Below are 24,945 nucleotides of genomic sequence, written 5' to 3'. Positions count from 1 at the left end.
CCCTTGTTGTACCTTGGCCGCCTTGAACCAGGCGGCCTTTTTTTGCGCGGTCGCGGCGCACGTGGCAAACGCAACGCGTTCGCGTACTATCGGCTCCAGTGCCAGCAAGAAAAAATCTGACTCATCAGACAGGGAGCCTATCTTGAGATACACCCGCGTTCTCGCCGCCTTGCTCATCGCAAGCGGCATGTCGGCAGCGGCCGTCGCCGCACCGCCGGTGATGCTGAACAATTCTCTCATCACGCAGATTCCCAACGGCGACCGGACCTCGTTCCACGAAGCCGTCGCGCAAGCATTGAACCAATCGGCCGACGGCCAGCGCACCGAATGGACCAGCAAGGCCCAGCCCAAGCGCGCCGCGCCGATCACCGTACAACTGACGCCCACGCAAACCAGCAAGATCAAGGACGACCGCGTCTGCCGCTTCCTGGTCGCCGACTTCGCCCGCAGCAGCACCACCGAGAAATGGCAGTTCTGGTTCTGCAAGCAACCGGACGGCACCTGGAAGGCCAGCAGCACTTGATGCGGGGATAGGCGAAATCCGAGCCGACCCGATAGCGAAAGACCGGCTACACCACAGCCTCCTGCTTTACAGCCGGGGGCTGTTCTTATTCGTTCGCACCGTGCGCCGATGCCCACCGGCCGATTTCGCCACACCTGACATGCTTTGACGTCCCCGCGAAGCGGGCAGCTTGTCCCTGTCGGCATCGGATCAATTCCGAATCCGCTCGTAGTAGTCCGATTTTTCCCACCAGATCGTCTGGCCCGTTGCAAATTCAATAGACTCGAAGCCAGTCTAATTTGCGTGGGAGGGCGTATGTCAGCCAGGCCAATCATACGAATTGGCGATACGACCAGTCACGGTGGCACCGTCTTGCAGGGAATCAGCTTCTACCTGATTGAAGGTAAGGCGGCATCGGGACTGGGACATATGGTGAGTTGCCCCCAGTGCAAGGGAACCTACCCTATCGCGGAAGGCGTATCCACCTTTATGGTCGACGGGATCCGGCTGGCGATCGACGGCATGCAAACGTCATGTGGCGCGACGCTGATCGCCAGCCAGAACATCGCCGTATTAGCTCAAGATTTGGGTTTTCGGGCCCACGCAGGCAATGCCAAGAGCGCCTCGCCAGACAGAGATTCCAGCAGTGAGCGCATACGAGCTAAGGCCCCGGACCACGTTGTCTGCGATCACGCTGATACGGCGGTCGCAGTGGCCGAGTACATCGTTCGTGAAATGAAGACCAATCCCTTCTCCGTCGAAGGCAGAAAGATACTTGGGGCCAACAGCGCGGATCCCGACGCTCAAACTGCTGAATGGCACCGGTTACGCTGGCATGAAAAATTGGCTGGAAGACCTGACTATCACGCAGCGGCCGCGGCCCAAAAGGCTGCCGCCTATGCAATGTGGGTCGAGCGCGTTGGCCCTGGCCGGCCATGGGACCATAAACCACTTCTGCGACGACGGCTGGGGCCGCACGGCTTTAATCGAGGCTGGCAAAAACTGGGGGATTTTGACTACTACTACGACATCTGGTCGAACATCCACTATGGATATGTCGGGGTGGCCCTGGGCTTTAGCGAAGCCGAGCTGCTTCACGGGGCAGGCTTGGCGCAAGCGCTATCGGACGCCTATCGGTCCATGAAGGATGGAAAACTCCCCAGGTGGCAAGACCATTCGACCAACGGCACGTGGCCGGCCAGCGCGGACGACGTGCCGGACCACATTTCGATCAAACTGGGATGCGATCTCTATGCCGCCTCCAAGCCTCACGAACTGACCTCGGCTACGCTGTTGGAACGAATTTCCGCCGTGCCGTTGCCTTGGGGAATCGCAGAGCATCGAGCTAAGGAACTCCATGAATGCAGCCGTTGAAAGCACGGAAGCATGCGAGTCGTAGCGCGCCTGCTTTGCGCCATCCTGGGATTGCTGGCATGCATCTGGGTATTTTCCGCCACCTCGGGTGCGTTTTCGCCCGTGGTGGTGGTGCATTACTCGGAACATGCCACCGGCCGCGTCAGCGTCTTTTTCAACGACAACGACGACACGCGCAAGCTTGGCATGAGCCCCGGCCAGACTTTAAGATTTCGCACGGCCATGTTTCCCAAGCCCGGCATGTGGATCTTGATCACTTTTCCAGGCCACAGCGCTGACCATATCGAACTGACGCAGCCGTTCAGTCGTGTCGACGTATTTGTCGGGGATGGGGCAAAGGTCGAACGCACCGAAATACGCGATCGATTCCTTGCCCGCCTGTTTGCAGGAAACCCCGACCGAACTTCTACCTACCTCACTCCCGCACCCCGCACCATTGCGCAATGAACAGTGCAATGGTTTTGGTGATGAGGCGTACCGATTCCAGGTGCACGCGTTCGTCGAAGCCATGGATGTCCAGGGACTTGGGTCCGTAGACCAGGGTGGGCATGTCGCCGTAGATGACGAAGACGCGGGCGTCCAGGTAGCCGGGCGTGGTGAAGCTTTGCAGCTCGCTTTGGAATGCCTGGCGGTGGCACTCGCGCAGGGTGTTTTCCGCGTCGGAGCCTTCTTCCAGCACATAGCCTTCGGCGTAGAAGCCGGTGTAGGTGACGGTGGGGGGTGTTCCGCCCAGGCGGGGGTCGGACACGGCGTCGCGCAGGCAGGCGTCGATTTCGGCGCGGGCTTCGTCCGCCGTCGTGCCGGGGTAGATGGCGGCGCGCACGTCGAATTCGCACCAGGGCGGCACGGTGGACGGCCAGTCGCCGCCTTCGATCTTGCCGATGTTGAAGTTGATGGGGTGGTCCAGGTGTTCAAAATGGCGGTGGCAGTGATGCTGCCCGTTCCACTTGGTTTCCAGCTTACGCAGGGCCTCGATGGTCGCGTAGGCGGCATCGATGGCGTTGAAGCCGTTGGCCATTTCGCGCGTGTGGGTGGGGTGGCCCTGCACGCGGACCTTGAACCACAACACGCCCACGTTGGCGCGCACCAGCATGTTTTCTTCGGGTTCGGGGATGATGACGGCGTCGGCCTTGTAGCCCCGCAACAGGGCGGCCAGCGCGCCGTTGCCCGTGCATTCCTCTTCCACCACGGACTGGAAGTAGATCGGCGCCGCGGGGGCGTAGCCGGCCGCGCGCAGGGCGTCGTAGGCGAACAGGTTGGCGGCCAGGCCGGCCTTCATGTCGGCGGCGCCGCGTCCGTACATCCAGCCGTCGATGATGGCCGGGTCCCAGGGCGAACGGCTCCACATGTCCTGCGGGCCCGTGGGCACCACGTCCACGTGGCCGTTCAGGATCAGCGAGCGGCCCGTCTGCACGTCGGGTCGGTAGGTGCCGACCACATTGAAGGCGTTTTCGTACGAGACGGTGACGGGTCCGAAGCCCGGATGGGATTCAATGTCCTTTACGTCTATCTTCCAGCGGTCCATCGCAAAGCCGCGCTGGCGCATCGCCTCGTACAGAAAGTCCTGCGCGGTGTGCTCTTGCTCGCGCAGCGAGGGAAAGCGCACCAACTCCTGCGTGAAGGCCAGTTGCGCATCGAAGCGGTCGTCCACGGCTTGCAGAATGCGGCGCGTCTGTTCGGCCGTCAGCGCGGCGGGGGCTTGAGTGGTGTCCATGGTTTCTCCTTGAAGATGAGTGTTTGAGCGCCCGCCCTACGCGACCGGCGTGACGGTGCGAACGCTGGCCGCGCGGCGCGGCTTGTGGTTGGCCAAGCCCCATATCGACACCAGCGTGATCGCCGACAGCGCGGAATAGAACAGCGCCAGCGGCAGCCACTGGCCGGGATACTGATGCGACAGCCAGGTGCCGATCAACGGCGTGAAACCGCCGGCAACGGCCCCGCACAACTGATACGACAGCGAGATTCCCGAATAACGCACATGGGTCTCGAAGGCCGCGCTGATGAAGCCGGCCATGGCCGAATAGATGGTCGCCATGAACACCAGCACGATGGCGATGCCGGCCACGATGCTGAGCGGCGTGGCGTGGCTGACCAGCATGAACATCGGGTACGGCGCCAACACGGAACACGCCGCCGCGATCATCAGCACGCGCGACGTGCCCAGCGATTCGGCGAACCACGCGGCCAGCGGCTGCACGATCAGCTGGATGATGGCGACGGCAAACAGGCAGTCCAGGATCATCGCGCGGTCAAGGCCCAGCGTTTGCGTGGTGTAGGCCAGCATGAACGTGTTGGTGAAATAGATGCCGCCGATCGCCACGGTACACACGCCCATGCACAGCAGCACGGTGCGCCAGGCGGTGCGCAGCACTTCACGCGCGGGCACCTCGGACGTTTCCTGCTGCGCCAGCACCTTGGCAAAGTCGGGCGATTCGCTGACGCCGATGCGGATGAAGTAGCCCACCACCAGCAGCACGGCGCTGACCAGGAACGGGATGCGCCAGCCCCAGGCCAGGAAGTCGGCCTCGTCCAGCGTCGTGATCAGGCGGAACGCCACCAGAGACAGAATCAAGCCGGCGGGGCTGCCCAACTGCGCGAAGGATGCCGCGAAGGTGCGCCGCCGTTGCGAGGCGTGTTCGCCCGCCATCAACACCGCGCCGCCCCACTCGCCGCCCACGGCCAGGCCCTGCGCCAGGCGCAACACCAAAAGCAGCGCGGGCGCCAGCATGCCGGCCTGCGAGTAGCTGGGCAGCAGGCCGATGCCCACGGTCGCGACGCCCATGATGACCAGCGTGGCCATCAGCGCATTCTTGCGGCCGACGCGGTCGCCCAGGTGGCCGAACACCAGCCCGCCCAGCGGCCGCGCAAGAAAGCCCGCCGCGAAGGTGCCAAAGGACGCCATCGTGCTGACGAAGGGATCGGCGGTGGGAAAGAACACCTTGCCGAATACCAGCGCGGCGGCGGTGGCGTAGATGTAGAAGTCATACCACTCGATGGTGGTGCCGATGAAGGCCGCGGCAGCGGCGCGCACCGGTTGCCTGGCGGCGGATGGATGGACGGGGGCCGACATGATTCCTCCTTGGATTTTTTTGGATTTGATGGCGGCTTTATCGCCCGCGCCCCAGGGGGCGGTCAATTTCTGAATTCTTATCATCGACTTAAGCAGCGTTAATGTTCGGATATCATCACCGGGCATTGCGCCCTCGCAACGGCCAGCGCCCCATCAAACCGTTACCGATCAATGTGTTATGAAAGATAAATCGATTCCCCCGACGACCATTGCACGCGTGGGCGATCGCCTGGACTGGAACCTGCTGCGCACTTTTCTGGTCATCGCACAAGAGCGCAGCATTAGCGGTGCTGCTATCAAACTGCACCTGACGCAGTCAGCGGTCAGCCAGGCATTGCGCCGGCTGGAACAGCAGCTGGATCGCCGCCTGATCGAACGGCATCACTCCAAATTCGCCATCACTCGGGCCGGCGAAGAGGTGCGCCAGGCCGCGCTGGCGATTCATGGCAACGTGTCGCAACTGGTCAGCGACGTGGCGCAGGCCGAGGAACAAACCGTGGGCCGCATCCATCTGCTGGTGGCCAGCCGCATTCATTCGGCGGTGTATGACGAGTTCTGGGTGCGCTTTCATCGGGCGCACCCGCGCATAGAAGTTCAGCTGGATGTGTTGCCCAGCAGCGAAATCGTGAACGTGCTGCAACAGCGCGGCGCGACGGCCGGCATTGCGCTATGCCGACAGATTCCCAAGCGGCTGGACCACAAGCTGTTCCTGCAACAGCGCTACGCGATGTTCTGCGGCAAGCACCATCCGCTGTTCGGGCGCACGGACATCCGCATGGAGGATCTGCTGAACGAGAATTTTGTCTCGTTTGCCAGCGACGCCCTGGGTGACAGCCTGTCTCCGCTGACGATCTTTCGGGACCAGCGCGGGTTCTCGGGCAGCATCATTGCAACGTCGTCGCAGCATGACGAGGTCAAGCGTCTGCTGGTGGCGGGCTTTGGCATCGGCTGCCTGCCGGAACACAGCGTCCAGGCCGATCTTGCCGAGGGCCGCTTGTGGCGGCTGCCGCCGGGCGAAGGCGTGTGCGCGGCGGACCTGCATCTGCTTTGGCACGGGGACGCGCACCGCAGCGCGGCCGAGGACCTGTTCATTGCGGCGTTCCGCGACCATATCGACAACTATTCGCTGCCGCAGCGGCTGCTGCCGCATTTGCCTTGAGCCTTGGGGCCGGCGTAGCTTGGGGTAGCGGCCGGGTCGCGTTCGGAAAGTGCAGTCCGACAGCTGCCGGCGCACCGTTGAACGCATGAAAAACGCCCCGAGCCGCTGCGCGTAAGCGGTGGGTCGGGGCGTGGGTGCTGGCGTTGTGCCGGCGTTGCTTGCCGGCGTTGCTTGCCGGCGTTGCGCGCCGCTAACGCGCGCCGCAGCCTCAGGCCGAGGTTTCGACGCGGTTGGCGTCCAGCACGGTCATTGCCGTCATGTTGATGATGCGGCGCACCGTGGAGCTGGACGTCAGGATGTGTACCGGCGCGTTGGCGCCCAGCAGGATCGGGCCGACCGCCACGTTGCCGCCCGCCGCCGTTTTGAGCAGGTTGTAGGCAATGTTGCCGGAATCCACGTTCGGGCACACCAGCAGGTTGGCTTCGCCCTTAAGCGTGGACGACGGCAGGATGCGCATGCGCAGCGCTTCGTCCAGGGCGCAGTCACCATGCATTTCGCCGTCGATTTCGATCTCGGGCGCAGCTTCGCGCACCAACTCCAGCGCCTGGCGCATCTTGGCGCCCGACGCGGAACTACCCGATCCGAAATTCGACCGCGACAGCAGCGCCACCTTGGGCGCCAGGTTCATGCGGGCCATTTCGTGCGCCGCCATCACCGTGAACTCGGCGATCTGCTCGGCCGTGGGCTCGTCGTTGACATGCGTGTCCACCAGCACCACCGTGCGCTCGTTGAGCAGCAGGATGTTCATGGCGGCATATACGTTGGCGCCCGGACGGCGGCCGATCACTTCATTCACAAAACGAAGGTGGTCGTGGTACGCGCCGACCGTGCCGCAGACCATGCCGTCGGCATCGCCCAGGTGCACCATCATTGCGCCGATCAAGGTCAGGCGGCGGCGCATTTCCACGCGCGCCATTTCCTTGGTGATGCCACGTCGGCACATCAGTTCCCAGTACGTCGTCCAGTACTGATGGAAGCGTTCGTCGTATTCGGGGTTGGTGACTTCAACGTCTTCACCCAGGCGCAGGCGCAGGCCGAATTTCTCGATGCGCGACAGCAACACGGCGGGGCGGCCCACCAGGATGGGACGCGCCAGGCCTTCGTCCACCACGACCTGCACCGCGCGCAGCACGCGTTCGTCTTCGCCTTCGGTGAACACGATGCGGGCCTTGCCGCCGCCGCGCACGATGCGCTTGGCGGCCGAGAACAGCGGCTTCATGAACGCGCCCGAGTGGTACACGAATTGCTGCAACTGCTCTTCGTAAGCTTCCAGATCGGCCAGCGGGCGCGTGGCCACGCCGCCGTCCATGGCCGCCTTGGCCACCGCCGGCGCGATGCGCACGATCAAACGGGGGTCGAACGGCTTGGGGATCAGGTATTCCGGGCCGAACGAAATGTCGTAGGTGCCATAGGCGGCCGCGACGACTTCGTTCTGCTCTTCTTCCGCCAACTGGGCAATGGCGTACACGGCGGCCATTTCCATTTCACGGGTGATGGTGGTGGCGCCCACGTCCAGCGCGCCCCGGAAAATGTACGGGAAGCACAGAACGTTGTTGACCTGGTTCGGGTAGTCGGAACGGCCGGTGGCCATGACGACGTCATCGCGAACGGAATGCGCCAGTTCCGGCAGGATTTCCGGCGTGGGGTTGGCCAGCGCCAGAATCAGCGGGCGCGTGCCCATGGCCGCAACCATCTCGGGCTTGAGCACGCCGCCGGCGGACAGGCCCAGGAACACATCGGCGTCCTGAATCACTTCGGCCAGCTTGCGGGCATCGGTCTTTTGCGCGAAACGCGCCTTGTCCGGGTCCATGAGTTCGACACGGCCTTCGTAGACCACGCCTTCGATGTCGGTGACCCAGATGTTTTCCAGCGGCAGGCCCAGGTCCACCATCAAATCCAGGCACGCCAGGGCGGCGGCGCCCGCGCCCGAGGTCACGACCTTGACCTTCTTGATGTCCTTGCCCACGACCTTCAAGCCGTTGATGAACGCGGCCGATACCGTGATGGCGGTGCCGTGCTGGTCGTCGTGGAAAACGGGGATCTTCATGCGTTCGCGCAGCTTGCGCTCGACGGTGAAGCACTCCGGCGCCTTGATGTCTTCCAGATTGATGCCGCCGAAAGTAGCTTCCAGCCCGGCAATGATCTCGACCAGCTTGTCCGGATCGGTTTCGTTGATTTCGATGTCGAACACATCCAGGCCGGCAAACTTCTTGAACAGCACCGCCTTGCCTTCCATGACGGGCTTGGACGCCAGCGCGCCAATGTTGCCCAGGCCCAGCACGGCCGTGCCGTTGGTGATCACGCCCACCAGGTTGCCGCGCGCGGTGTAGCGGTAGACGTTGGCCGGATCGGCCACGATTTCTTCACAGGCCGCCGCCACGCCCGGCGAATACGCCAACGCCAGGTCGCGTTGGTTGACGAGCGGCTTGGACGCCACCACTGAAATCTTTCCCGGGGTGGGAAACTCGTGATAGTCCAGTGCTGCCTGGCGGTCGGAGGGCGAATTCATGCGGCGGTAGCCTCGTGTGGCGAAATAAAGGGGTGACGTGAATATGGGAAAAATTCTAGGCGCGCAGACATAAGGTGTTGATTCGGATTTAATATCGTCCCATTACCTTTACCTTATGACGTGTCTATGACGGCCTTTGACCCGGATGCGGTAATCCGGAAACTGACCTCGCGGCTGAAGATGCGGCACCTGATGCTGCTGTTACAGATCGAGCAGCACGGATCGCTGACGCGCGTGGCCGAACACATGGCCACCAGCCAGCCCGCCGTGACGAACGCGCTGGCTGAACTGGAAAGCATGTTCGACGTGCCGCTGTTCGACCGTTCGGTACGCGGCATGACACCCACGCCGCTGGGCGCCGTGGTGCTGGCGCGGGCGCGCGGGCTGGTTCACGACCTGGGCCATCTGGTGCAGGAAATGGAGGCGGTGGCGGCGGGCCATGCCGCCCATCTGCACATCGGCGTCATTCCGTTTGTGTCCGGCCAGATGCTGTCGGCGGCCATTGGCCGCACCTTGCCGCAAGGCCGGCGCATCACCGCAACCATCCACGAAGGCCAGGGCCCCGCCCTGCTACGACAACTGCGCGACCACACGCTGGATGTGGTGGTGGGCTGGGCCACGCCATCGGTCGACCTGAGCAATATCGATTTTGAAGTGCTGTACCACCAGCAGCCCCGCCTGATCGCCAGCCGGCGCCTGGCGGCGCGGCTGGGGCGGTCGCGGCTGGAATGGGAGCGGCTGGCCGACCTGGACTGGATTTTGGGCACGCCAGGCAGCCCCATCCGGGAACAGGTGGCGCAGATTTTCCTGCGTGCCGGGGTGGCGCCGCCGCCGCCGTCGGTGCAAAGCGATTCGTCCAAGCTGATCGGCGAAATGATTGTCGCCAGCGACCGCGCCGTGTCGATCCTGCCGGCCGACATCGCCGACGAACTGGTACGGATCGCGGGCGCGGCCATCGTGCCGTATTCGTTTGACTGGACGCTGCCGCCGATCTCGCTGTTCACACGGGCCGACGGTCTGCGGCGCAACGTGGACGCACTGTTCGCCTCGAAGCTGCGCGAGGTCTATACCAAGGGCGCGCGGCCGGGGAATTGAGCCGGGCGTTGACACGGGCGCTTGTCGACAAAATTGTCAACCAATGCAAACGTTGGGCCGTGCGCGGCCACCCCGATCCTATACTTGCGGCGCCAAGAATCATGCAGGAGGCCGCCGCTTGTTCCCCACCCCGCACTCAGACGCGCCGCGCCGCGCATTCGCCCTTGCCTTGATCGGCCTTGCCGCAACCGCCGCGCTGTCCGGCTGCAATTCGATGCTTAACGAAGGCACCGGCGCGGCAGCCGGTATCGCGGGCACGGCCATCGCCAACAAAGTCACCGACAACGCCACCGTGGCCACCGGCATCGGCCTGGGCGTACAGGCCGGCGCGAAAGCGGCCCTGGCCTACGCGCAGCGCAAGACGCGCGGCGAAGAGCAGGACGCCATCGCCACGGCCGCCGGCGCGCTGGACGTGGGCGCCGTGGGCCCGTGGCGCGTCAAACACCAGATCCCCATCGAAAGCGACGCGCAGGGGCAGGTAGCCGTCAGCCGCTTGATCGGCGGCGTGGGGCTGCAATGCAAGGAAGTCGTGTTTTCCATCGACACGCCTGCCGACAAGTCCGCCAACAAATCCGCCGACAAAACCGCCACCAAGGCCAACAACAAGGCCGAAGACGTACCCACGCGCGAGTTCTACGTCACCACCATTTGCCGCGACGGCGCGCAGTGGCGCTGGGCCAGCGCCGAGCCGGCCACGGCGCGTTGGGGGTCGTTGCAGTGATCCCGCGTGTTTGTGTATTGGCGCTGGCTGCCGGCGCCCTCTTGTCGGGCTGCCAAAGCTCGTCGATCGGCGGGGCCACGGGTGCCGTGGTCGGCACCGTCAGCGGCGCGGCCACGGCCAACCCGGTCGCGGGCTACGCCATCGGCGTGACCGTGCAGGCCGCCGTGGACGCTACGGTGAAATACGTGCTGCGCGAATGGAAGAACGACCAACAGAACGTGATGGCCAACGCGGCGGGCGACCTGCCGATCGGCCAGATCCGCCACTGGCAGATCCGGCATGCGCTGCCCGTGGGTAACGAAAACGGCGGGATCCAGGTCGTGCGCGATATCGACACGCCACTGACCCGCTGCCGCGAGGTGCTGTTCACGGTAGAACAGGAAGACGCGCCTGCCCCCGCCTACACAAGCCTGATCTGCCGCCAGCAAAACGGCCAGTGGAAATGGGCGGCGGCCGAGCCGTCGGTGGCGCGCTGGAACGGCTTGCAATAGGCTTGATCGCGCCGGGATCGGCAAGCGATACTGGGCCACCGCCACGCGCCCAACCCACCCTATCCGACCATGCCTTCCGGCCAATTCCAGATGCAGCGCAGCGTGCTTGCCGGCGTGCAGGCCGTTGCCGCGCGCAGCCTCCATGCGTTCGCGCGGCATACGCATGATCAGTTCGGTATCGGCGTGATGCGCCAGGGCGCGCAGGTGTCCCACAGCGGCCGGGGCCAGGTCACGGCCGGGCCGGGCCACGTCATTACGGTCAACCCCGGCGAAGTGCACGACGGCGCGCCCATCGGAGGCGCGCCGCGCGCCTGGCAGATGGTGTACCTGGATCCGCACGTGGTGATGGACGCGGCCGGCCACCTTGCCGAAGGCGGCAGCACGGCCGCCGCATACGAATTCGTACACCCGGCGCTCGACCAGCCCACGCTGGCCCATGACGTGTTGCGCCTGTACGCGCACGCAATCGGCAACCCTGCCCCGCTGGCTAGCGACGCGTTGCTGCTGCGCATCCTGGTGCAGGCGCAAGGGGACGGCGCGCCCGTTTTATCGGCCGACGCGCGCGTGGGCGTTCCCGCTTCCATCCGCCATGCGCAAGCCTTGATCGATGACGCGCCGGCCGCCGTGCTGTCCCTGGCCGACCTTGCCGCCACCAGCGGCCTCAGCCGTTATCAAGCGTTGCGCGCCTTTACGCGCGCCACCGGCATGACGCCGCACGCCTATCAGATACAACGTCGGCTGCTGTTGGCGCGGCAGCTGATCCGGCGCGGCATGGCGCTGGCCGACGCCGCCGCCGCCAGCGGCTTTGCGGATCAAAGCCACATGACGCGGCTGTTTGCGCGCGCCTACGGCGTGTCGCCCGGCCATTACGCATCAGCGGCCCGCGCCGCCTGAGGCGGCGGGGAAGTTTCTTCAAGGGCGGCCGCTGCCCGATACCGCCCTGCAATTTCATTCAAGACCTCGCCCTTGCTTTCGCCCCATGCTGCGGTTTTCTTCAGCAAGGACTGCGCAATGAATGCAAGGAACAGGTTCCAAGGCTATGGGTTTCTGGCGGCGGCAATGGTGCTGGTGGGCAGCACGGTCGTGGCCAGCAAGATCATCGGCGCCGGCATGCCGCCTTTTACCGCCACCGCCTTGCGCTTTGCCCTGGCGTTGCCGTGCTTTGCGGTGTTGATGGCAGCCACCGGCGCCCGCGTGCCGCGCCTTGGCGGGCGCGACTGGTTGCTGCTGGCCGCGCAAGCCATCGCGGGCAGCGTGGGCTACACGACACTGCTGATCGCCGGTCTGCAACACGCGTCGGCGGTGGACGGCGGCATCATCCTGGGCACGCTGCCGCTGGTGTCCGCCGGTATCGCGATGCTGCTGCTGGGCGAACGGCCCGGTAAGGCAACGTTGGGCGCAATCGCCGTGGCCGCCGCGGGCGTTGCGCTGATGGCGCGTGGCGGTGGTGACGCCGACACGCCCACGTCATGGACCGGCAACGCCTTGATTCTGGGCGCGGTGGTGTGCGAAGGGCTGTTCATCCTGCTGAACAAACGCTTGCGCGTGCCCGTGCCACCGCTGGCGCTGTCGACGGTGATGACCGGGTTTGGACTGGCGTTTTCGGCGCTGGCCAGCGTGGCCGAAGCCCCGTGGTCGCTCCCCTTTTCAAGCAGCGCGCTGATGGCGGTGGGCTACTACGCGCTAGTGCCCACGGTGGGCGGCTTTCTGCTTTGGTATGCGGGCGCGGCGCGCGTACGGGGCGCGGAAGCGGCGCTGTTCACCGCGTTGGCGCCGACAAGCGCCGTGTTGCTGGCGGCCATGGTGTTGGGCGAAACGGTGACGGCGGCGCAAGCGTTGGGCATGGGCTGCGTGCTGGCCGGCGTGCTGTGGCAGGCGGCGGCCGCGCGTCCTAGCCGCGGCTGAAGGCCAGGGCAAAATCCTCGGAAAAAATATCGGCCAGGGCATGCCGCAATGCCGCCGCGCGTTCGGTGCCGTAGGCCGCTTCAAAACGGCGCTGCGCGTCCTTCCACAAGCGTTTGGATTCGGCCAGTTTGGCGCGGCCCGCATCGGTCAGCGCGACCCGGCGGCTGCGGCCGTCGCGCTCGTCGCGCGATGTTTCCACATAGCCGTCGCGCTCCAGCGGTTTCAGGTTGTGCGCCAGCGCGGACCGGTCCAGCACCAGCGCGCGGGCCAGGTCCGTCATGGACGGCGTGCCGGCACGGGCGATATGCACCAGGATGGAATGCTGCGACACCTTCAAGCCGCACGGCGCCAGCACCGTGTCATACAACTGCGAGACGCGCCGGGTCGCCTTGCGCAAGGCGGCGCCGTTGCAGACGAGCGGGTCGGGGATCGGGCCGGAGGTCTGGCCCGGGGCAGCGCCGGGGGTCGGGCCGGAGGTCGGGCCGGGGGTTGGGCCGGACGTGGCGGGTTCAGCGTCGGACATGTGCGTGGCAAACGGGCAGGCAAAGTGGATCGGGCAAGCTCAATACGCTACTGCCGGGAACGGCCGGCGTCCAGCGCATTGTTGACAGATATTGGCATATGCACGTAAATTTTATCCCACCTCGTGACACGCCGAGGCAGCGCCTTTGCCGTGTCTTCGTAGCGCCTTTGGCGTGTCTTTCGTAGTGCCTTTGCCGTGTCTTTCGTAGTGCCTTTTACCGTGTCCTCCGTCGTGCCTTTGCAGCGCCCCCTTTCGCCCCTTTCGCCCCCTACTCCGCCCTAGCCATCGCCCCCCTTCCGGCCGCCAACCATGTCAGCGACTCCCCCGCCACGCCCTGCCAACGCGCGCTTGCAGGCGATGCTTCATGCGCCCATTGCCCCCACGCTGGCCCGCCTGGCCTGGCCGAATATCCTGATGATGTCGGCCCAGTCCGCCACCGGCTTGATCGAAACCTGGTTCCTGGCGCGGCTGGGCACATCGGTGCTGGCGGGCGTGGCGCTGGTCGTGCCGGTGCTGTTCCTGATGGGCAATATGTCGCAAGGCGCGATGGGCGGCGGCATCTCGGCCGCCGTGGCGCGCGCGCTGGGCGCAGGGCGCCAGGAAGAGGCCAACCAGTTGGTGCTGCACGCCGTTGTGCTCAATGCGCTGCTGGGCCTGCTGTTCTGTGTACTGCTGTTGGTCTTCGGCCCGCAACTGTATCGCGCACTGGGCGCGCAGGGCGACGCGCTGGACGCGGCGCTGGCGTATTCCAACGTCATCTTCGGCGGCATCATCCTGATGTGGTTGATGAACGCCTTCGCCAGCGTCATACGCGGCACCGGCAACATGCTGGTGCCCGGCGCGGTGATCTGCGGCGGGGCGCTGTTGCTGGTGCCCTTGTCGCCCTGCCTGATCTTCGGTTGGGGGCCGTTTCCCGCGCTGGGCGTGGCCGGCGGCGGCTGGGCGCTGGTCATCTACTACGGCGTGGGCGCGCTGATCCTGGGCCTCTACTGCGCCAGCGGCCGCAACCCGGCGCGGCTGGTCCTCAGCCGACTGCACCTGTCCCTGATGCGCAGCATTCTTAACGTGGGCGCGCTGGCCACGCTGAACCCGTTGCTGACAAACGCCCAGGTAGCGCTGATTGCCGCGTTGGTTGGCGCCTATGCCGGCACGGCGGCGGTGGCCGGCTACGGCATTGCCGTGCGGCTGGAATACCTGTTGATGCCCATCGCGTTCGGGCTGGGCGCGCCCATGGTGGCGATGGTGGCGTCCAACATCGGCGCGGGCCAGCCCGAGCGCGCCGTGCGCATCGCCTTGACCGGCGGCGCGATGGCCTTCGTGCTGGCCGAATCCATCGGCCTGGCAGCAGCGTTTTTTCCGGAAGCCTGGCTGCGATTGTTCGGCGCCGAGGACCACATGCTGCAAGCCGGCGCCCTTTACCTGCAAACGGTCGGGCCGGTGTATGGATTCTTTGCCTTGGGGTTTTCGATGTACTTCGCCTCGCAGGGCGCGGGCCGTTTGAAGTGGCCGCTATTGGCCGGCTGCCTGCGCCTGGTCACCGCCGTGGGCGCGGGCGGCATCGCCCTGCACCTGACCGGATCACTGATGGTTTTCTTCCTGGTGGCGGCCGTGGCAATGTGCCTGTACGGGCTGATCATCCTGGTCGCAATCGCGTCCGGCTCGTGGTTTCAGCGCGGCCATCTGTCTAAGGCCAGGCCGCTGCCGGGGTCTTGACGGGCGCGTCGCGCAACGCGCAGGCCACCAGCGCATCCGCGTAAGCCGGCAGCGCGTCGCGCACGCACAGCACCAGATCGCGCGTGGCCCAATCGTCAGTCAGCGCTACGCGCTGCACGCCGGCCGCCCTGCCCAGGCGCACGGCCGCGGCACGCGGCACAATCGCAACGCCCACGCCCTGCCCCACCATTTTGCACACGTCATCAAAGCCGCGCAGGCGCACGCGGTATGACAGCATCTTGCCGCCACGGCGCGCATGATGCGCCAGGTGTTCTTGCAGTGCGCTGCCTTCAATCAGCCCCACGAAATCCTCGTCAGCCGCCTCGGCCAGCGCGACCGATCGCCGACCCGCCAGTGCATGCCCGCGCGGCACCACCAGGGTCAGCGGATCATGGCGAAAGACGCGCGTGTGCAGGCCGTGCAAGTCAGCCGAATCGGCCAGCACGCCGATGTCGCAGGCGCCCGCGCGCAGCGCATCGGCAATTTCCACGCTGGTGCGCTCTTGCAGGTCTACCGACACACGCGGATGGTCGCGCAGAAAATCGCCCAGCACTGGCGGCAGGTGTTCCGTAAGCGCCGTGGTGTTGCACAGCATGCGCACGTGCCCTTTCAGGCCCTGGCCGTAGTGGTCCAGTTCACCGCGCATGCAATCGATTTGCCCCAGCACGAGACGGGCGTGATGCGCCAGCGTGCGCCCGGCGGGCGTGGACTCGACCCCGCGATGCACGCGCAGCAACAGGGCGACGCCCAGCGTATTTTCCATGCCACGAATGCGTTCGCTGGCCGATGCCAGCGTCATATGCGTACGCTGCGCGCCGGCGGTAATGGAGCCGGTTTCGTACACGTTGAGGAATAGACGAAGGTCGGTCAGGTCAAATCGCATCCGGGCAGCGTAGCACGCGCTGGCTATGGCGTGACCATAGGCAAGCTACGCGATTTCCCGATCGCGTAGCGGTGCGTCGCGGCGCAGAATCAAAGTCCTTATATCCCCATTACGCTGCCCTTAAGCTCGCCCTTTCAAGCTCGCCCTTTCAAGCTCGCCCTTTCAAGCTGGCCCTTTCAAGCTGCCCCTTTCAAGCTGCCCCTTTCAAGCTGCCCCTTTCAAGCCGCCCCTTTCAAGCCGCCCCACTCACGCTGCCCTGACCCCGCCCCGACACTGCTCCGACGTTTCCTTTATGCCACCTTTACTCGGCCCTTATCCCCATGCTGACCGTCGCACCATGACTTTTGCGCCTATCAACCGCCTCGATCAAGCGCCCCTGCGCGCGCGTTTCTTTCTGGCCGATCCGACCCCGCGCGTCAGGGCCAGCCATAGGCTGGACGGCAATGGAGCAACGCCATGACCCCCGCCGACCTGGTGCCCGGAGGCACCCCGGCGATGCTGGCCGCCGTCATCGCGGTGTTCGTGCTGGCGGGCGTGGTGAAGGGCGTGGTGGGCCTGGGCTTGCCCACGATTTCGATGGCGATGCTGGCGTTGGTGATGGCGCCGGCGCAGGCGGCCGCCTTGTTGATCGTGCCCTCGCTGGTCACCAATCTCTGGCAAGCGCGCCCCTGGTCCACACTGCCGCACACCTTGCGCCGCGTTGGCGCCATGCAGGCCGGCATCTGCGTGGGCACGGTGGCCGGCGCGCTGTGGCTGGGCGCGCCCAGCGGGCAGTGGGCCGGCGTCGCCCTGGGACTGGCGCTGATCGCCTATGCGGCGTGGGGCCTGTTCGGCTCGCCCCCCAGCGTGCCACGCCGCCACGAGCACGCGCTGGGCGCGCTGGTCGGCGCGGTTACCGGCGTCATCACCGCCGCCACCGGTGTGTTCGTCATCCCCGCCGTGCCGTTCCTGCAAGCATTGAACCTGGGCAAGGACGGGCTGATCCAGGCCATGGGAATCTCGTTCACGGTGTCCACCGTGGCGCTGGCGCTGGGCCTGTGGATCAACGGCGGCTACAGCCCCCAGGCGGCCGGGTCGTCAGTGATGATGCTGTTGCCCGCGCTGGCGGGAATGGCGCTGGGGCAATGGCTGCGCAACAAGCTGTCGGCTCGGATGTTCAAGCTGTGCTTCATGATCAGCCTTGCCCTGCTGGGCGCCTGGCAGGTTGCGCGCGGCTGGGCGGGATGACGGGTACGCGAACGGGCAGGCACGGGCAATCAAGCCCGCTTTTCAGCCGCGGCCCTCATGCGGCCAGACGCCGTTCGTCGACAAAGCCGATGGACACCGACATTTCGCGCCATCGCGCCAATTCCTGCTGCACTGACTGGATCTTGCCGCGCGCCTGATCGAAGGCGTCGCGGCCCAGAAACAGGTGTAGCGGCGCGTATTGCGCGTGGGCCGCCTGGATCAGCGCCTGCGCGGCCTTGGCCACGTCGCCGCCATCTTGCGCGTGCGCCCCGCGCGCGGCGCGTTCCGGCGAACCGCCGCCGTCTTGCGGCGAACCCGCCCGCATCGCGCCCGGGTACACCAGCGACACGCGCACGCCCCACGCGGCCGCCTCGGCGGCCAGCGCTTCGGTCAGGCCACATACGGCGAACTTCGCCGCGCTGTATGCCCCCCATTCGGCATGCCCACCATCAAAGCCCAGGATCGACGACACGTTGATGATGTGGCCACCCGCCTGCGCCCGCATGCGCGGCAACACGGCGCGTATCACGTTCAGCGTGCCGAAGACGTTGATGTCGAACGCGGCTCGCACCTGCGCGTCGGAGAGCTCGGCAAGCGATCCCGGGCAGGCAGCCCGCGCGTTGTTCACCACCACATCAACACGGCCAAACGCGGCCACCGTCGCGTCCACCGCGCGGCGCACATTGCGATCGTTGGCCAGGTCCACCGTCAACGGCAGGAACTGGCCCTCAAGCTTGGCCCCGACCGCATCCAACAACGCATCGCCATCGCGCGACGTCGCCGCCACCTTGTGACCTTGGGCCAGCAGCATCTTCACCAACACCAGGCCCAAGCCCGTGGATGCGCCCGTCACCAGCCAGATTTTTTCGGAGTTCATGCGATTTTCTTCCCTTGCTTGCGTGCTTGCTTGCGTGCTTGCGGCGCCCGGCAAGATGCCTGGCGGCCGGCTCTGTTCGCCGCGCTTTCCGTAAAAAGCACCGCCGCTGAGCCTGGAAAGAATGTTAGAAATCGAGCGCCTCTGCGTACAGGCTTGTTCTTGCGTGAAACCTGCCTATTTCTACGTTGATGGCCCGTACGACTGCGCCGGACGGGGTTGCGCCCTGTGGTGTCGCCCTTCCCCCGCCGCGCCCGGCTTGCCGCGCCCGCGATGGCCCTGGGATGGCCCCGTCTGGGCACCCCGACGCGGAATGTCGGATAATTCGGGTGTTTCCCGCCGCTGCATGCGGCGGATTTTTGTGGGCGCGCGTCGCCCGCCAGCATTCGGAGTCAACTATGCATCGCGGTATTCAGGCGATTGAACAATTCATGGAATCCATCGGCCTGACCTGGCGCCCCGGCTCGACCGAAAGCGCCGAGCTGCGCGTCAGCTACCGCATCGGCAACACGCGCCCCCTGGGCATCGACCGCACGCTGGTTGAATTCCATTGCGACGCCAAGCGCCCCAAGGTCTGGGTGCCCGAGTTCTCGCGCACCAGCTTTCACCAGTGGTTTGAAGTGCCGTTTCAGGAATTCGAGTTCACCCCCGGCGGCTCGATGCTGAAGATCAAGGCCCCCGCCCGCGGCAACGCGCCCCCGTACAGCGTGGGTATCAAGCCGCTCGCTTGATGGCATAACGTCCCTGCCTGCGGTAAGCGGCCAGGCTAGCGGGCCAGATTTGACTCGACCGGGTCAAATCTGGCCCGTTTTTATTGTGGACCTTCTTGCGTGTCTACCGCGATTGGGCTGTCAGGTACCGCAGCGACCTTGCCAGCCCAAAAGGGAAGCGGTGGGCGCCATTGTGGGCGCCCGCAAAAATCCTCTGGTTGGTCTTGATAGGGTTCCCAGACAGCCTCGCCGAGTTCATCGAATACAACGTGCCGTACACCTCGTTTCCCAAAGAGATCGACGAGCTCTGCGGCTTTGTCGACCCTGTCAAACCCGCTTGTACATGATCGTTGTCGCGTCCAGCTTGCCCGGATCGTGTGGGTCGCGGCTGAAGCCGGGGATCTGGCCTACCGTGACGTAGCCCAACGATGCGTATAGCGGTTCGGCGCTGTCGCCGCTGCGGGTGTCCAGGGTGAGCAAGGTGCGGCCCAGGTGGATGGCATGGGCTTCGGCGGTACGCATCAGGTCGCGGGCGATACCGCGGCGGCGGAAGTCGGGGTGGACCAGCAGTTTGCGGATCTCGGCGCGATGGGGTTGGTTGGGCGGGGTGTCGGTGTCCAGTTGCACCGACCCGGCGATACGGCCGTTCTGGCGTGCCACCCACAGCGACAGACGGCCGGCTTCTACCGCCGGCAGCACCTTGTTGCGCCAGAATGCCTGTGCGTCGTCGGGGGAATACGGCAGGACGAAGCTGACGCTGGCGCCGCCTTGCACACAGGCATGCAGCACGTTGCCCAGCTCGTTCAGGCAGGCGCGGGCGGCCTCAGCCGTCAACAGGGTTACGTCGGTATTGGCGCGGTGTAGTGTCATGGGTGTCATGGATGTCATGGGTGTCATGGGTGTCATGGACTTCATGGCGGGCTCAGACGATGAACAACAGGTAGCGGGCGCCGCGTTGCGGCGGGGTCACGAACAGGCTGGCGCCGAACAGCTGGTAGCGCAGGCAGTCGCCCGGCGCCAACGCGTACGTTTGCCCGTCCACGGTGATGGCCAGTTCGCCCTCAAGCATCAACAGGTGATGCTCCAGGCCAGGCCGGGGCGATTGGTCGTAGGCAATGCGGGCGCCGGGCGCCAGTTCGCAGGCCAGCACTTCGCCGGCCAGTTGCTGCGCGGGCGGGGACACCGAGCGCCGGCGAAAGCCCGCGCTGTCGTCTACCCACACGGCTTGAGCGCTTTGTGGGACGAGGGGCGCGAAGTCGTCTTCCACCATCATCATCAGGCGCGACATGGTCATGCCGTGCGCGGCGCACAGCTTGCCCAACACCGAGGCCGTGGGGCTGACCTCGGCGTTTTCCAGGCGGGACAATGTGGCGCGGCTGACGCCCGCCAGACCGGCAAGCTCGTCCAGCGACCAGCCGCGTTCCTGCCTTAGCGCGCGCAGCCGGTGGGCGATGCGGCGGTCCAGATCCAAGTCGTTGATCGCGTTTTCCATATCTGGGAATTTATCTCAGATGCGGAAATCGCACAAGAATCTGGCGGGAAAAGAATTTTCGGCACAATACGGCATGCTTTTGGCCAGAACCCTACTCATGTCCCTCCTTTGCCTTTCGTTTCTGGGTGGTTGCAGCCTGCCCCCGCTGGACAAGCGCCACGAATCACAGGCGCTGACGCCCGACGACGCGGCGGCAACCGCGCTGGGCCGTGGCATCACGCCGCTGGCCGCCGCGCACCCTGGCAAGTCGGGCATCCACCCCTTGGGCGATGCGCATGACGCTTTTGCCGCCCGGATGATGCTGGCCCGCGCCGCCGAGCGCAGCCTGGATGTGCAGTACTACATCTGGCACAACGACATGACGGGCACCATGTTGCTGGAAGCGCTGCACGCCGCCGCCGACCGGGGCGTGCGCGTGCGCCTGCTGCTGGACGACAACGGCACGGCAGGGCTGGACAAAGTGCTGGCCGCGCTGGATGCCCACCCCATGATCGAGGTGCGGCTGTACAACCCGTTTGTGTTGCGGTGGCCCAAGCCACTGGGCTACGTCACGGATTTCAGCCGCCTGAACCGGCGCATGCACAACAAGTCTTTCACCGCCGACAACCAGGCCACCATCATCGGCGGGCGCAACATCGGCGACGAGTACTTTGCCGCCACCAGCGGCGTGCTGTTCACAGACCTGGACGTGTTGGCGATCGGCGCGGCCGTGAACGATGTGTCCACGGATTTTGACCGCTACTGGAGCAGCGATTCGGCTTACCCGGTTGACCGGATACTGAAACCGGCCGGCCCGGGCGAACTGGACGCGCTGGAAGAGCAGGCAGCCAAAGTCGAGGGCTCGCCCGAGGCGGCGGCATACGCGCGCGCCATGAAGCGGCTGCCTTTCATCCGGCAGCTGCTGGCCGGCGAGCTGACGCTGGAATGGGCCGATACGCGCATGGTCAGCGACGACCCGCGCAAGACGCTGGGCACCGCGCCACCCGAGGCCATGCTGCCGCATCAGCTGCACGAAATCATCGGCGCGCCCACGCAGGATCTGTATTTGGTGTCGCCCTATTTTGTGCCCACCGCCCGTGGCACCGAGGCATTTGGAAAGCTGGCGCAAAGCGGGGTCAAGGTCCAGGTGCTGACCAACGCGCTGGAAGCCACCGACGTGGCGGTGGTGCATTCCGGCTATGCCAGGCGCCGCAAGGACTTGCTGGCCAGTGGTGTGGAACTGTTCGAGATGAAGCGGCAGGCGCGCGGCGCGGATCGCAACAAAAGCATGGGACCCTTTGGCAGTTCGGGTTCCAGCTTGCATGCCAAGACCTTTGCCGTGGATGGCCGGCGCGTGTTCGTCGGATCGTTCAACTTCGATCCGCGATCCGCCACCTTGAACACCGAGCTGGGCTTTGTCATCGACAGCCCCACGCTCGCGACCGGCATCGCCAACGCCTTCCAGCAAGAGGTTCCCAAGCTGGCCTACCGTGTATGCCTGGACGAGCAGGGCAACCTGATCTGGGAAGAACAGCGCGATGGCAAGACGGTGCGCCACGATACCGAGCCCGGCACGTCGGCGTGGAAGCGGTTCTCGGTATGGTTCGTTTCCCTGCTGCCGCTGGAATCGCTACTGTGACGGGTGGCTTGCGGCGGCGATCCGTGGCTGTAGCCCCCGGCCTTTGCCCCGCTGCCTTAGCCCGCTGCCTTTGCCCGCCGCCTTTGCCCGCTGCCTTTGCCCGCCGCCTTTGCCCGCCGCCGCCGGCCCGCTGCCGTGGCACGCGGCAGTGGTACGTCTTGAGACGCGCTGCTATAACGTTCGTAATGTTCCATTTGCCGAGCTTATCGCCATCGCAACAAGCGGAGTTCGGCGCGACCCCTGCCGGACGTAGATTCACCGTTTTGTTTCATCGCACTTGCCGATCGCCATGGATGCCCCGCCCCGCCCCGCGTTGCCCGATTTTGACTGGACCGCCATCACGCAATCATTGGACGCGCACGGCAACGCCATCGTCCCCCGCCTGTTGACGCCCGCGCAATGCGACGAATTCGCAGGCGGGTACGACGAGCCCGATCATTACCGCAGCCGCATTGTGATGGCGCGGCATGGCTTCGGGCGCGGCGAATACAAGTATTTTTCCTACCCATTGCCGCCCTTGCTGCATGACCTGCGCACGGCGCTGTATCCGCGGCTGGCCCCCATTGCCAACCGCTGGAACCGGCAGCTGGGCATTTCAGTGCAATACCCGAACGAGCACGCCGCCTTCTTGCAACGTTGCCACGACGCCGGCCAGTGCCGCCCCACGCCGTTGATCCTGCGATACGGCCCGGGCGACTACAACTGCCTGCATCAGGACTTGTATGGCGAACACGTGTTCCCCCTGCAAGTGGCCATCTTGCTGTCGCGTCCCGGCCATGACTTCACCGGCGGAGAATTTGTCATGCAGGAAACCAGCAGCCGCGAACAACGCGTCGACGTGCTGCCGTTGCAACAGGGCGATGCGCTGATCTTCACCGTTAACCTGCGCCCCGTGCCAGGCGCGCGCGGCTGGCGCAAGACGGCGATGCGGCACGGCGTCAGTGCGCTGCACACAGGCCGGCGCCACACGCTGGGCGTGATCTTTCATGACGCGCAATAGGCTGCCCGCCGAACGGCCCCCCGCAAAATAGGCTCCCTGCAAAATAGGCTCCGCGCACAATAGGCCGCCGCACGATGGGCCGCCACACAATGGGCCGCCGCACAATGGGCCGCCACACATTAGTCCCCGCCATGACCCTGAACCTGTTCGACGACGAAGACATTGCGCAGCACGGCCGTGACCAGATCGGCCCACAGTCCTTTGTGCTGCGCGGCTTCGCGCTGGCGGACACCGACGCGCTGCTGCAAGGCGTGGACACCGTGACCGCGCAATCGCCCTTTCGTCACATGCGCACGCCGGGCGGCTACACCATGTCGGTGGCGCTGACCAATTGCGGCGAATGGGGGTGGACGACGGATGCGCACGGGTACCGCTACACGCGCATCGATCCGCTGTCCGGCCAGCCCTGGCCGGCGCTGCCCGCCGCCTTTCTGCGACTGGCACAAGCCGCCGCCCGGGAAGCCGGCTTTCCCGGTTTCACGCCGGACGCCTGCCTGGTTAACCGCTACGAACCGGGGTCTCGCTTGTCCTTGCACCAGGACAAGAACGAACGCGATTTCGACGCGCCGATCGTGTCGGTGTCGCTGGGCATGCCCGCGCTGTTCCTGTTCGGTGGCGACGACCGCGCCGACAAAGCGGCGCGCGTGCCCTTGTTTCATGGCGACGTGGTGGTCTGGGGCGGCGTGGACCGCCTGCGCCATCACGGCGTGATGCCGATGAAGGAAGCGCCGCATCCCCGGCTGGGCAGCCAACGCATCAACTTCACGCTGCGCAAGGCAGGCTGACATAGGAGCCTGCAATACGAGGCTGCAATAGGAGGCTGAAATCGGGGGCTGAAATCGGGGTCTGACATCAAGCCTGACATGGAGACTGACATCGGGGGCCGACACTAGGGTTGACCGCGTCTGGCCGTGCACGAATGGCCGCCCTACACTTTCGCACCCCTGCCCGCGCCCGCGTCGGGCGCACTTCGCCCCCGCCCTATTGCGCCCCTTGCGCTTATGCCGCCGACAATCATGCGTACCCGCCTTCGCCCGCTACTTGCCCGCCTGCTATCACCCCGCCTGCTATCACCCCGCCTGCCCTTTGCCGGCCTGTGCCTGGCCGGCGCGGCGCTGTCTCTGCCCGCGCCGGCCGCCGAGCCGCCCGCGCTGCTGGTCAATTCGCTGGACATGAGCTTCGTGGCCATACCCGCCGGCACGTTCCAGATGGGCAGCGACGAATCGGCCGAGACGCTGTCCCGCGACTACCCCCAATATCCTGAAGACCGTTTCACCCAACTGTTTGACGAGGCGCCGGTGCACACGGTGCGCATCACCCGGCCCTTCTATCTGGAACGCACCGAGGTCACGGTCGGCCAGTTCAAGCGCTTTATCGAGGCGTCCGGTTACGTGCCCGAGTCCGAGGCGGACGGCACGGGAGGCTATGGCTACAACGCCGCGTATGACCCTGACAAATCCGAACGCGGCGACGCCTTCGAAGGGCGCGACCGCCGCTATTCCTGGCGCAACCCCGGCTTTGCGCAGACCGACGACCACCCGGTTGTGAACATCAGCTGGAACGACGCCACCGCCCTGGCGCGCTGGCTGACCCAGCGGGAAGGCCACGTCTACCGCCTGCCCACCGAAGCCGAATGGGAATATGCCTGCCGCGCCGGCACCCGCACGCGCTATCAGAATGGCGACGACCCGGCTGGCATGGCCGACGCGGGCAACGGTTTTGACGCCGACACCGCGCCCCTGTGGCCAAAATGGCACGCATTTGCCACCCCGCGCCACGACGGCAACACCTTTACCGCGCCGGTGGCCAGCTACGCGCCCAACGCCTTCGGCCTGTACGACATGCACGGCAACGCCTGGGAATGGGTGTCGGACTGGTATGGCGAAGACTATTACGCGCAGTCGCCCACCGACGACCCCACCGGCCCGGCCAGCGGCAACGTACGGGTGCGCCGGGGGGGGTCCTGGCATACCTGGGCGCTGTACACGCGTTCGTCCTATCGCAACTGGAATACGCAGGAAACGCGCTACCCGCTGGTCGGCCTGCGCTTGGTGCGCGAGGCCGATTAAAGGAAAAAGG

General features: G+C 65.5%; 24 protein-coding genes. 16 read left to right on the top strand and 8 right to left on the bottom strand.

Annotation, left to right across the window (positions count from 1 at the left end):
- Positions 1-142 precede the first annotated feature (142 nt).
- The 3 genes from V6F88_RS18575 to V6F88_RS18565 all read left to right on the top strand — a co-directional run bounded on the left by V6F88_RS18575 (position 143) and on the right by V6F88_RS18565 (position 2,323).
- A complete protein-coding gene (locus tag V6F88_RS18575; protein ID WP_332611316.1) occupies positions 143-523 on the top strand; it encodes a hypothetical protein in 381 nt (126 codons plus the stop codon).
- A 294-nt stretch (positions 524-817) separates the two neighbouring features.
- Positions 818-1,876 (top strand): polymorphic toxin type 44 domain-containing protein, encoded by a 1,059-nt coding sequence (locus V6F88_RS18570; RefSeq protein ID WP_332611314.1) that lies wholly within the window; start codon positions 818-820, stop codon positions 1,874-1,876.
- Positions 1,877-1,888: 12 nt separating this feature from the next.
- The gene (locus tag V6F88_RS18565) at positions 1,889-2,323 is read left to right on the top strand and encodes a hypothetical protein (protein ID WP_332611313.1); all 435 of its coding nucleotides are present in this window, start codon (positions 1,889-1,891) and stop codon (positions 2,321-2,323) included.
- On the opposite strand, the gene V6F88_RS18560 is transcribed toward V6F88_RS18565, so the two are convergent.
- Both V6F88_RS18560 and V6F88_RS18555 read right to left on the bottom strand, forming a co-directional pair.
- Positions 2,292-3,590, bottom strand: coding sequence for an ArgE/DapE family deacylase (locus V6F88_RS18560; protein WP_332611312.1), 1,299 nt, complete (start codon positions 3,588-3,590; stop codon positions 2,292-2,294). The genes V6F88_RS18565 and V6F88_RS18560 overlap by 32 nt on opposite strands.
- Positions 3,591-3,626: 36 nt before the next feature.
- Positions 3,627-4,946, bottom strand: coding sequence for an MFS transporter (locus V6F88_RS18555; protein ID WP_332611311.1), 1,320 nt, complete (start codon positions 4,944-4,946; stop codon positions 3,627-3,629).
- A gap of 178 nt (positions 4,947-5,124) precedes the next feature.
- Between V6F88_RS18555 and V6F88_RS18550 the strand changes: the two genes are divergently transcribed.
- Positions 5,125-6,105: a LysR family transcriptional regulator gene (locus tag V6F88_RS18550; RefSeq protein WP_332611309.1), complete on the top strand. Its 981-nt coding sequence runs from the start codon at positions 5,125-5,127 to the stop codon at positions 6,103-6,105.
- Between the two features lie 208 nt (positions 6,106-6,313).
- On the opposite strand, the gene V6F88_RS18545 is transcribed toward V6F88_RS18550, so the two are convergent.
- Positions 6,314-8,614, bottom strand: a complete 2,301-nt coding sequence (locus tag V6F88_RS18545) for an NADP-dependent malic enzyme (protein ID WP_332611308.1) — start codon at positions 8,612-8,614, stop codon at positions 6,314-6,316.
- Positions 8,615-8,740: 126 nt separating this feature from the next.
- On the opposite strand from V6F88_RS18545, the gene V6F88_RS18540 reads away from it, so the two are divergent.
- From V6F88_RS18540 to V6F88_RS18520, 5 genes are all read left to right on the top strand, one after another.
- A complete protein-coding gene (locus tag V6F88_RS18540) occupies positions 8,741-9,709 on the top strand; it encodes a LysR substrate-binding domain-containing protein (RefSeq protein WP_332611307.1) in 969 nt (322 codons plus the stop codon).
- Positions 9,710-9,752: 43 nt separating this feature from the next.
- Positions 9,753-10,430 (top strand): hypothetical protein, encoded by a 678-nt coding sequence (locus V6F88_RS18535; protein ID WP_442880341.1) that lies wholly within the window; start codon positions 9,753-9,755, stop codon positions 10,428-10,430.
- The gene (locus V6F88_RS18530; protein WP_332611305.1) at positions 10,427-10,921 is read left to right on the top strand and encodes a hypothetical protein; all 495 of its coding nucleotides are present in this window, start codon (positions 10,427-10,429) and stop codon (positions 10,919-10,921) included. The genes V6F88_RS18535 and V6F88_RS18530 overlap by 4 nt, the downstream gene beginning before the upstream one ends.
- Before the next feature lie 69 nt (positions 10,922-10,990).
- Positions 10,991-11,815 carry an AraC family transcriptional regulator gene (locus tag V6F88_RS18525; RefSeq protein ID WP_332611303.1) on the top strand — a complete coding sequence of 275 codons (825 nt, stop codon included), beginning with the start codon at positions 10,991-10,993 and terminating at the stop codon, positions 11,813-11,815.
- Between the two features lie 117 nt (positions 11,816-11,932).
- Positions 11,933-12,826, top strand: coding sequence for a DMT family transporter (locus V6F88_RS18520; protein WP_332611302.1), 894 nt, complete (start codon positions 11,933-11,935; stop codon positions 12,824-12,826).
- Here V6F88_RS18520 and V6F88_RS18515 read toward each other — a convergent pair.
- Entirely contained in the window at positions 12,813-13,349 is a 537-nt protein-coding gene (locus V6F88_RS18515) for a MarR family winged helix-turn-helix transcriptional regulator (RefSeq protein ID WP_332611301.1), read from the bottom strand. The two genes, V6F88_RS18520 and V6F88_RS18515, sit on opposite strands and share 14 nt — an antisense overlap.
- 309 nt (positions 13,350-13,658) lie before the next feature.
- On the opposite strand from V6F88_RS18515, the gene V6F88_RS18510 reads away from it, so the two are divergent.
- The gene (locus V6F88_RS18510) at positions 13,659-15,062 is read left to right on the top strand and encodes an MATE family efflux transporter (protein WP_332611300.1); all 1,404 of its coding nucleotides are present in this window, start codon (positions 13,659-13,661) and stop codon (positions 15,060-15,062) included.
- Here the strand turns inward: V6F88_RS18510 and V6F88_RS18505 are convergent.
- Positions 15,034-15,945 carry a LysR substrate-binding domain-containing protein gene (locus tag V6F88_RS18505; protein ID WP_332611299.1) on the bottom strand — a complete coding sequence of 304 codons (912 nt, stop codon included), beginning with the start codon at positions 15,943-15,945 and terminating at the stop codon, positions 15,034-15,036. The two genes, V6F88_RS18510 and V6F88_RS18505, sit on opposite strands and share 29 nt — an antisense overlap.
- A gap of 456 nt (positions 15,946-16,401) precedes the next feature.
- Here V6F88_RS18505 and V6F88_RS18500 point away from each other — a divergent pair, with 456 nt between their 5' ends.
- Complete coding sequence (locus V6F88_RS18500; protein WP_332611298.1) at positions 16,402-17,172, top strand: sulfite exporter TauE/SafE family protein; 771 nt, start codon at positions 16,402-16,404, stop codon at positions 17,170-17,172.
- Positions 17,173-17,227: 55 nt separating this feature from the next.
- Here the strand turns inward: V6F88_RS18500 and V6F88_RS18495 are convergent, their stop codons facing one another.
- On the bottom strand, positions 17,228-18,049 hold the full coding sequence (locus tag V6F88_RS18495; RefSeq protein ID WP_332611297.1) for an SDR family oxidoreductase: 822 nt from the start codon (positions 18,047-18,049) through the stop codon (positions 17,228-17,230).
- Between the two features lie 395 nt (positions 18,050-18,444).
- Between V6F88_RS18495 and V6F88_RS18490 the strand changes: the two genes are divergently transcribed.
- On the top strand, positions 18,445-18,777 hold the full coding sequence (locus tag V6F88_RS18490; protein WP_006221349.1) for a hypothetical protein: 333 nt from the start codon (positions 18,445-18,447) through the stop codon (positions 18,775-18,777).
- 306 nt (positions 18,778-19,083) lie between these two features.
- On the opposite strand, the gene V6F88_RS18485 is transcribed toward V6F88_RS18490, so the two are convergent.
- Together V6F88_RS18485 and V6F88_RS18480 are read right to left on the bottom strand one after the other, a co-directional pair.
- Positions 19,084-19,626: a GNAT family N-acetyltransferase gene (locus tag V6F88_RS18485; protein WP_442880354.1), complete on the bottom strand. Its 543-nt coding sequence runs from the start codon at positions 19,624-19,626 to the stop codon at positions 19,084-19,086.
- A 52-nt stretch (positions 19,627-19,678) separates the two neighbouring features.
- On the bottom strand, positions 19,679-20,248 hold the full coding sequence (locus V6F88_RS18480) for a helix-turn-helix domain-containing protein (RefSeq protein WP_332611296.1): 570 nt from the start codon (positions 20,246-20,248) through the stop codon (positions 19,679-19,681).
- A 97-nt stretch (positions 20,249-20,345) separates the two neighbouring features.
- Here V6F88_RS18480 and V6F88_RS18475 point away from each other — a divergent pair, with 97 nt between their 5' ends.
- The 4 genes from V6F88_RS18475 to V6F88_RS18460 all read left to right on the top strand — a co-directional run bounded on the left by V6F88_RS18475 (position 20,346) and on the right by V6F88_RS18460 (position 24,935).
- On the top strand, positions 20,346-21,866 hold the full coding sequence (locus V6F88_RS18475) for a phospholipase D family protein (RefSeq protein WP_442880339.1): 1,521 nt from the start codon (positions 20,346-20,348) through the stop codon (positions 21,864-21,866).
- 289 nt (positions 21,867-22,155) lie between these two features.
- On the top strand, positions 22,156-22,866 hold the full coding sequence (locus V6F88_RS18470; RefSeq protein WP_332611293.1) for a 2OG-Fe(II) oxygenase: 711 nt from the start codon (positions 22,156-22,158) through the stop codon (positions 22,864-22,866).
- Between the two features lie 131 nt (positions 22,867-22,997).
- Positions 22,998-23,651: a DNA oxidative demethylase AlkB gene (gene alkB / locus V6F88_RS18465; RefSeq protein WP_332611292.1), complete on the top strand. Its 654-nt coding sequence runs from the start codon at positions 22,998-23,000 to the stop codon at positions 23,649-23,651.
- 231 nt (positions 23,652-23,882) lie between these two features.
- Positions 23,883-24,935 (top strand): formylglycine-generating enzyme family protein, encoded by a 1,053-nt coding sequence (locus V6F88_RS18460; protein WP_332611290.1) that lies wholly within the window; start codon positions 23,883-23,885, stop codon positions 24,933-24,935.
- Positions 24,936-24,945: the final 10 nt, after the last annotated feature.

This window comes from Achromobacter sp. ESBL13 (assembly GCF_036668755.1).
GTDB lineage: Bacteria > Pseudomonadota > Gammaproteobacteria > Burkholderiales > Burkholderiaceae_B > Achromobacter.
Note: the sequence above shows the minus strand (reverse complement) of the source record. Positions and strands in the feature narration are given on the sequence as shown.

Coding starts and splice junctions, on each gene's coding strand:
- V6F88_RS18570 (WP_332611314.1), top strand. CDS start 818: ATGTCAGCCAGGCCAATCATACGAATTGGCGATACGACCAGTCACGGT.
- V6F88_RS18565 (WP_332611313.1), top strand. CDS start 1,889: ATGCGAGTCGTAGCGCGCCTGCTTTGCGCCATCCTGGGATTGCTGGCA.
- V6F88_RS18560 (WP_332611312.1), bottom strand. CDS start 3,590: ATGGACACCACTCAAGCCCCCGCCGCGCTGACGGCCGAACAGACGCGC.
- V6F88_RS18555 (WP_332611311.1), bottom strand. CDS start 4,946: ATGTCGGCCCCCGTCCATCCATCCGCCGCCAGGCAACCGGTGCGCGCC.
- V6F88_RS18550 (WP_332611309.1), top strand. CDS start 5,125: ATGAAAGATAAATCGATTCCCCCGACGACCATTGCACGCGTGGGCGAT.
- V6F88_RS18545 (WP_332611308.1), bottom strand. CDS start 8,614: ATGAATTCGCCCTCCGACCGCCAGGCAGCACTGGACTATCACGAGTTT.
- V6F88_RS18540 (WP_332611307.1), top strand. CDS start 8,741: ATGACGGCCTTTGACCCGGATGCGGTAATCCGGAAACTGACCTCGCGG.
- V6F88_RS18535 (WP_442880341.1), top strand. CDS start 9,753: ATGCAAACGTTGGGCCGTGCGCGGCCACCCCGATCCTATACTTGCGGC.
- V6F88_RS18525 (WP_332611303.1), top strand. CDS start 10,991: ATGCCTTCCGGCCAATTCCAGATGCAGCGCAGCGTGCTTGCCGGCGTG.
- V6F88_RS18520 (WP_332611302.1), top strand. CDS start 11,933: ATGAATGCAAGGAACAGGTTCCAAGGCTATGGGTTTCTGGCGGCGGCA.
- V6F88_RS18515 (WP_332611301.1), bottom strand. CDS start 13,349: ATGTCCGACGCTGAACCCGCCACGTCCGGCCCAACCCCCGGCCCGACC.
- V6F88_RS18510 (WP_332611300.1), top strand. CDS start 13,659: ATGTCAGCGACTCCCCCGCCACGCCCTGCCAACGCGCGCTTGCAGGCG.
- V6F88_RS18505 (WP_332611299.1), bottom strand. CDS start 15,945: ATGCGATTTGACCTGACCGACCTTCGTCTATTCCTCAACGTGTACGAA.
- V6F88_RS18500 (WP_332611298.1), top strand. CDS start 16,402: ATGACCCCCGCCGACCTGGTGCCCGGAGGCACCCCGGCGATGCTGGCC.
- V6F88_RS18495 (WP_332611297.1), bottom strand. CDS start 18,049: ATGAACTCCGAAAAAATCTGGCTGGTGACGGGCGCATCCACGGGCTTG.
- V6F88_RS18490 (WP_006221349.1), top strand. CDS start 18,445: ATGCATCGCGGTATTCAGGCGATTGAACAATTCATGGAATCCATCGGC.
- V6F88_RS18485 (WP_442880354.1), bottom strand. CDS start 19,626: ATGACACTACACCGCGCCAATACCGACGTAACCCTGTTGACGGCTGAG.
- V6F88_RS18480 (WP_332611296.1), bottom strand. CDS start 20,248: ATGGAAAACGCGATCAACGACTTGGATCTGGACCGCCGCATCGCCCAC.
- V6F88_RS18475 (WP_442880339.1), top strand. CDS start 20,346: ATGTCCCTCCTTTGCCTTTCGTTTCTGGGTGGTTGCAGCCTGCCCCCG.
- V6F88_RS18470 (WP_332611293.1), top strand. CDS start 22,156: ATGGATGCCCCGCCCCGCCCCGCGTTGCCCGATTTTGACTGGACCGCC.
- alkB (WP_332611292.1), top strand. CDS start 22,998: ATGACCCTGAACCTGTTCGACGACGAAGACATTGCGCAGCACGGCCGT.
- V6F88_RS18460 (WP_332611290.1), top strand. CDS start 23,883: ATGCGTACCCGCCTTCGCCCGCTACTTGCCCGCCTGCTATCACCCCGC.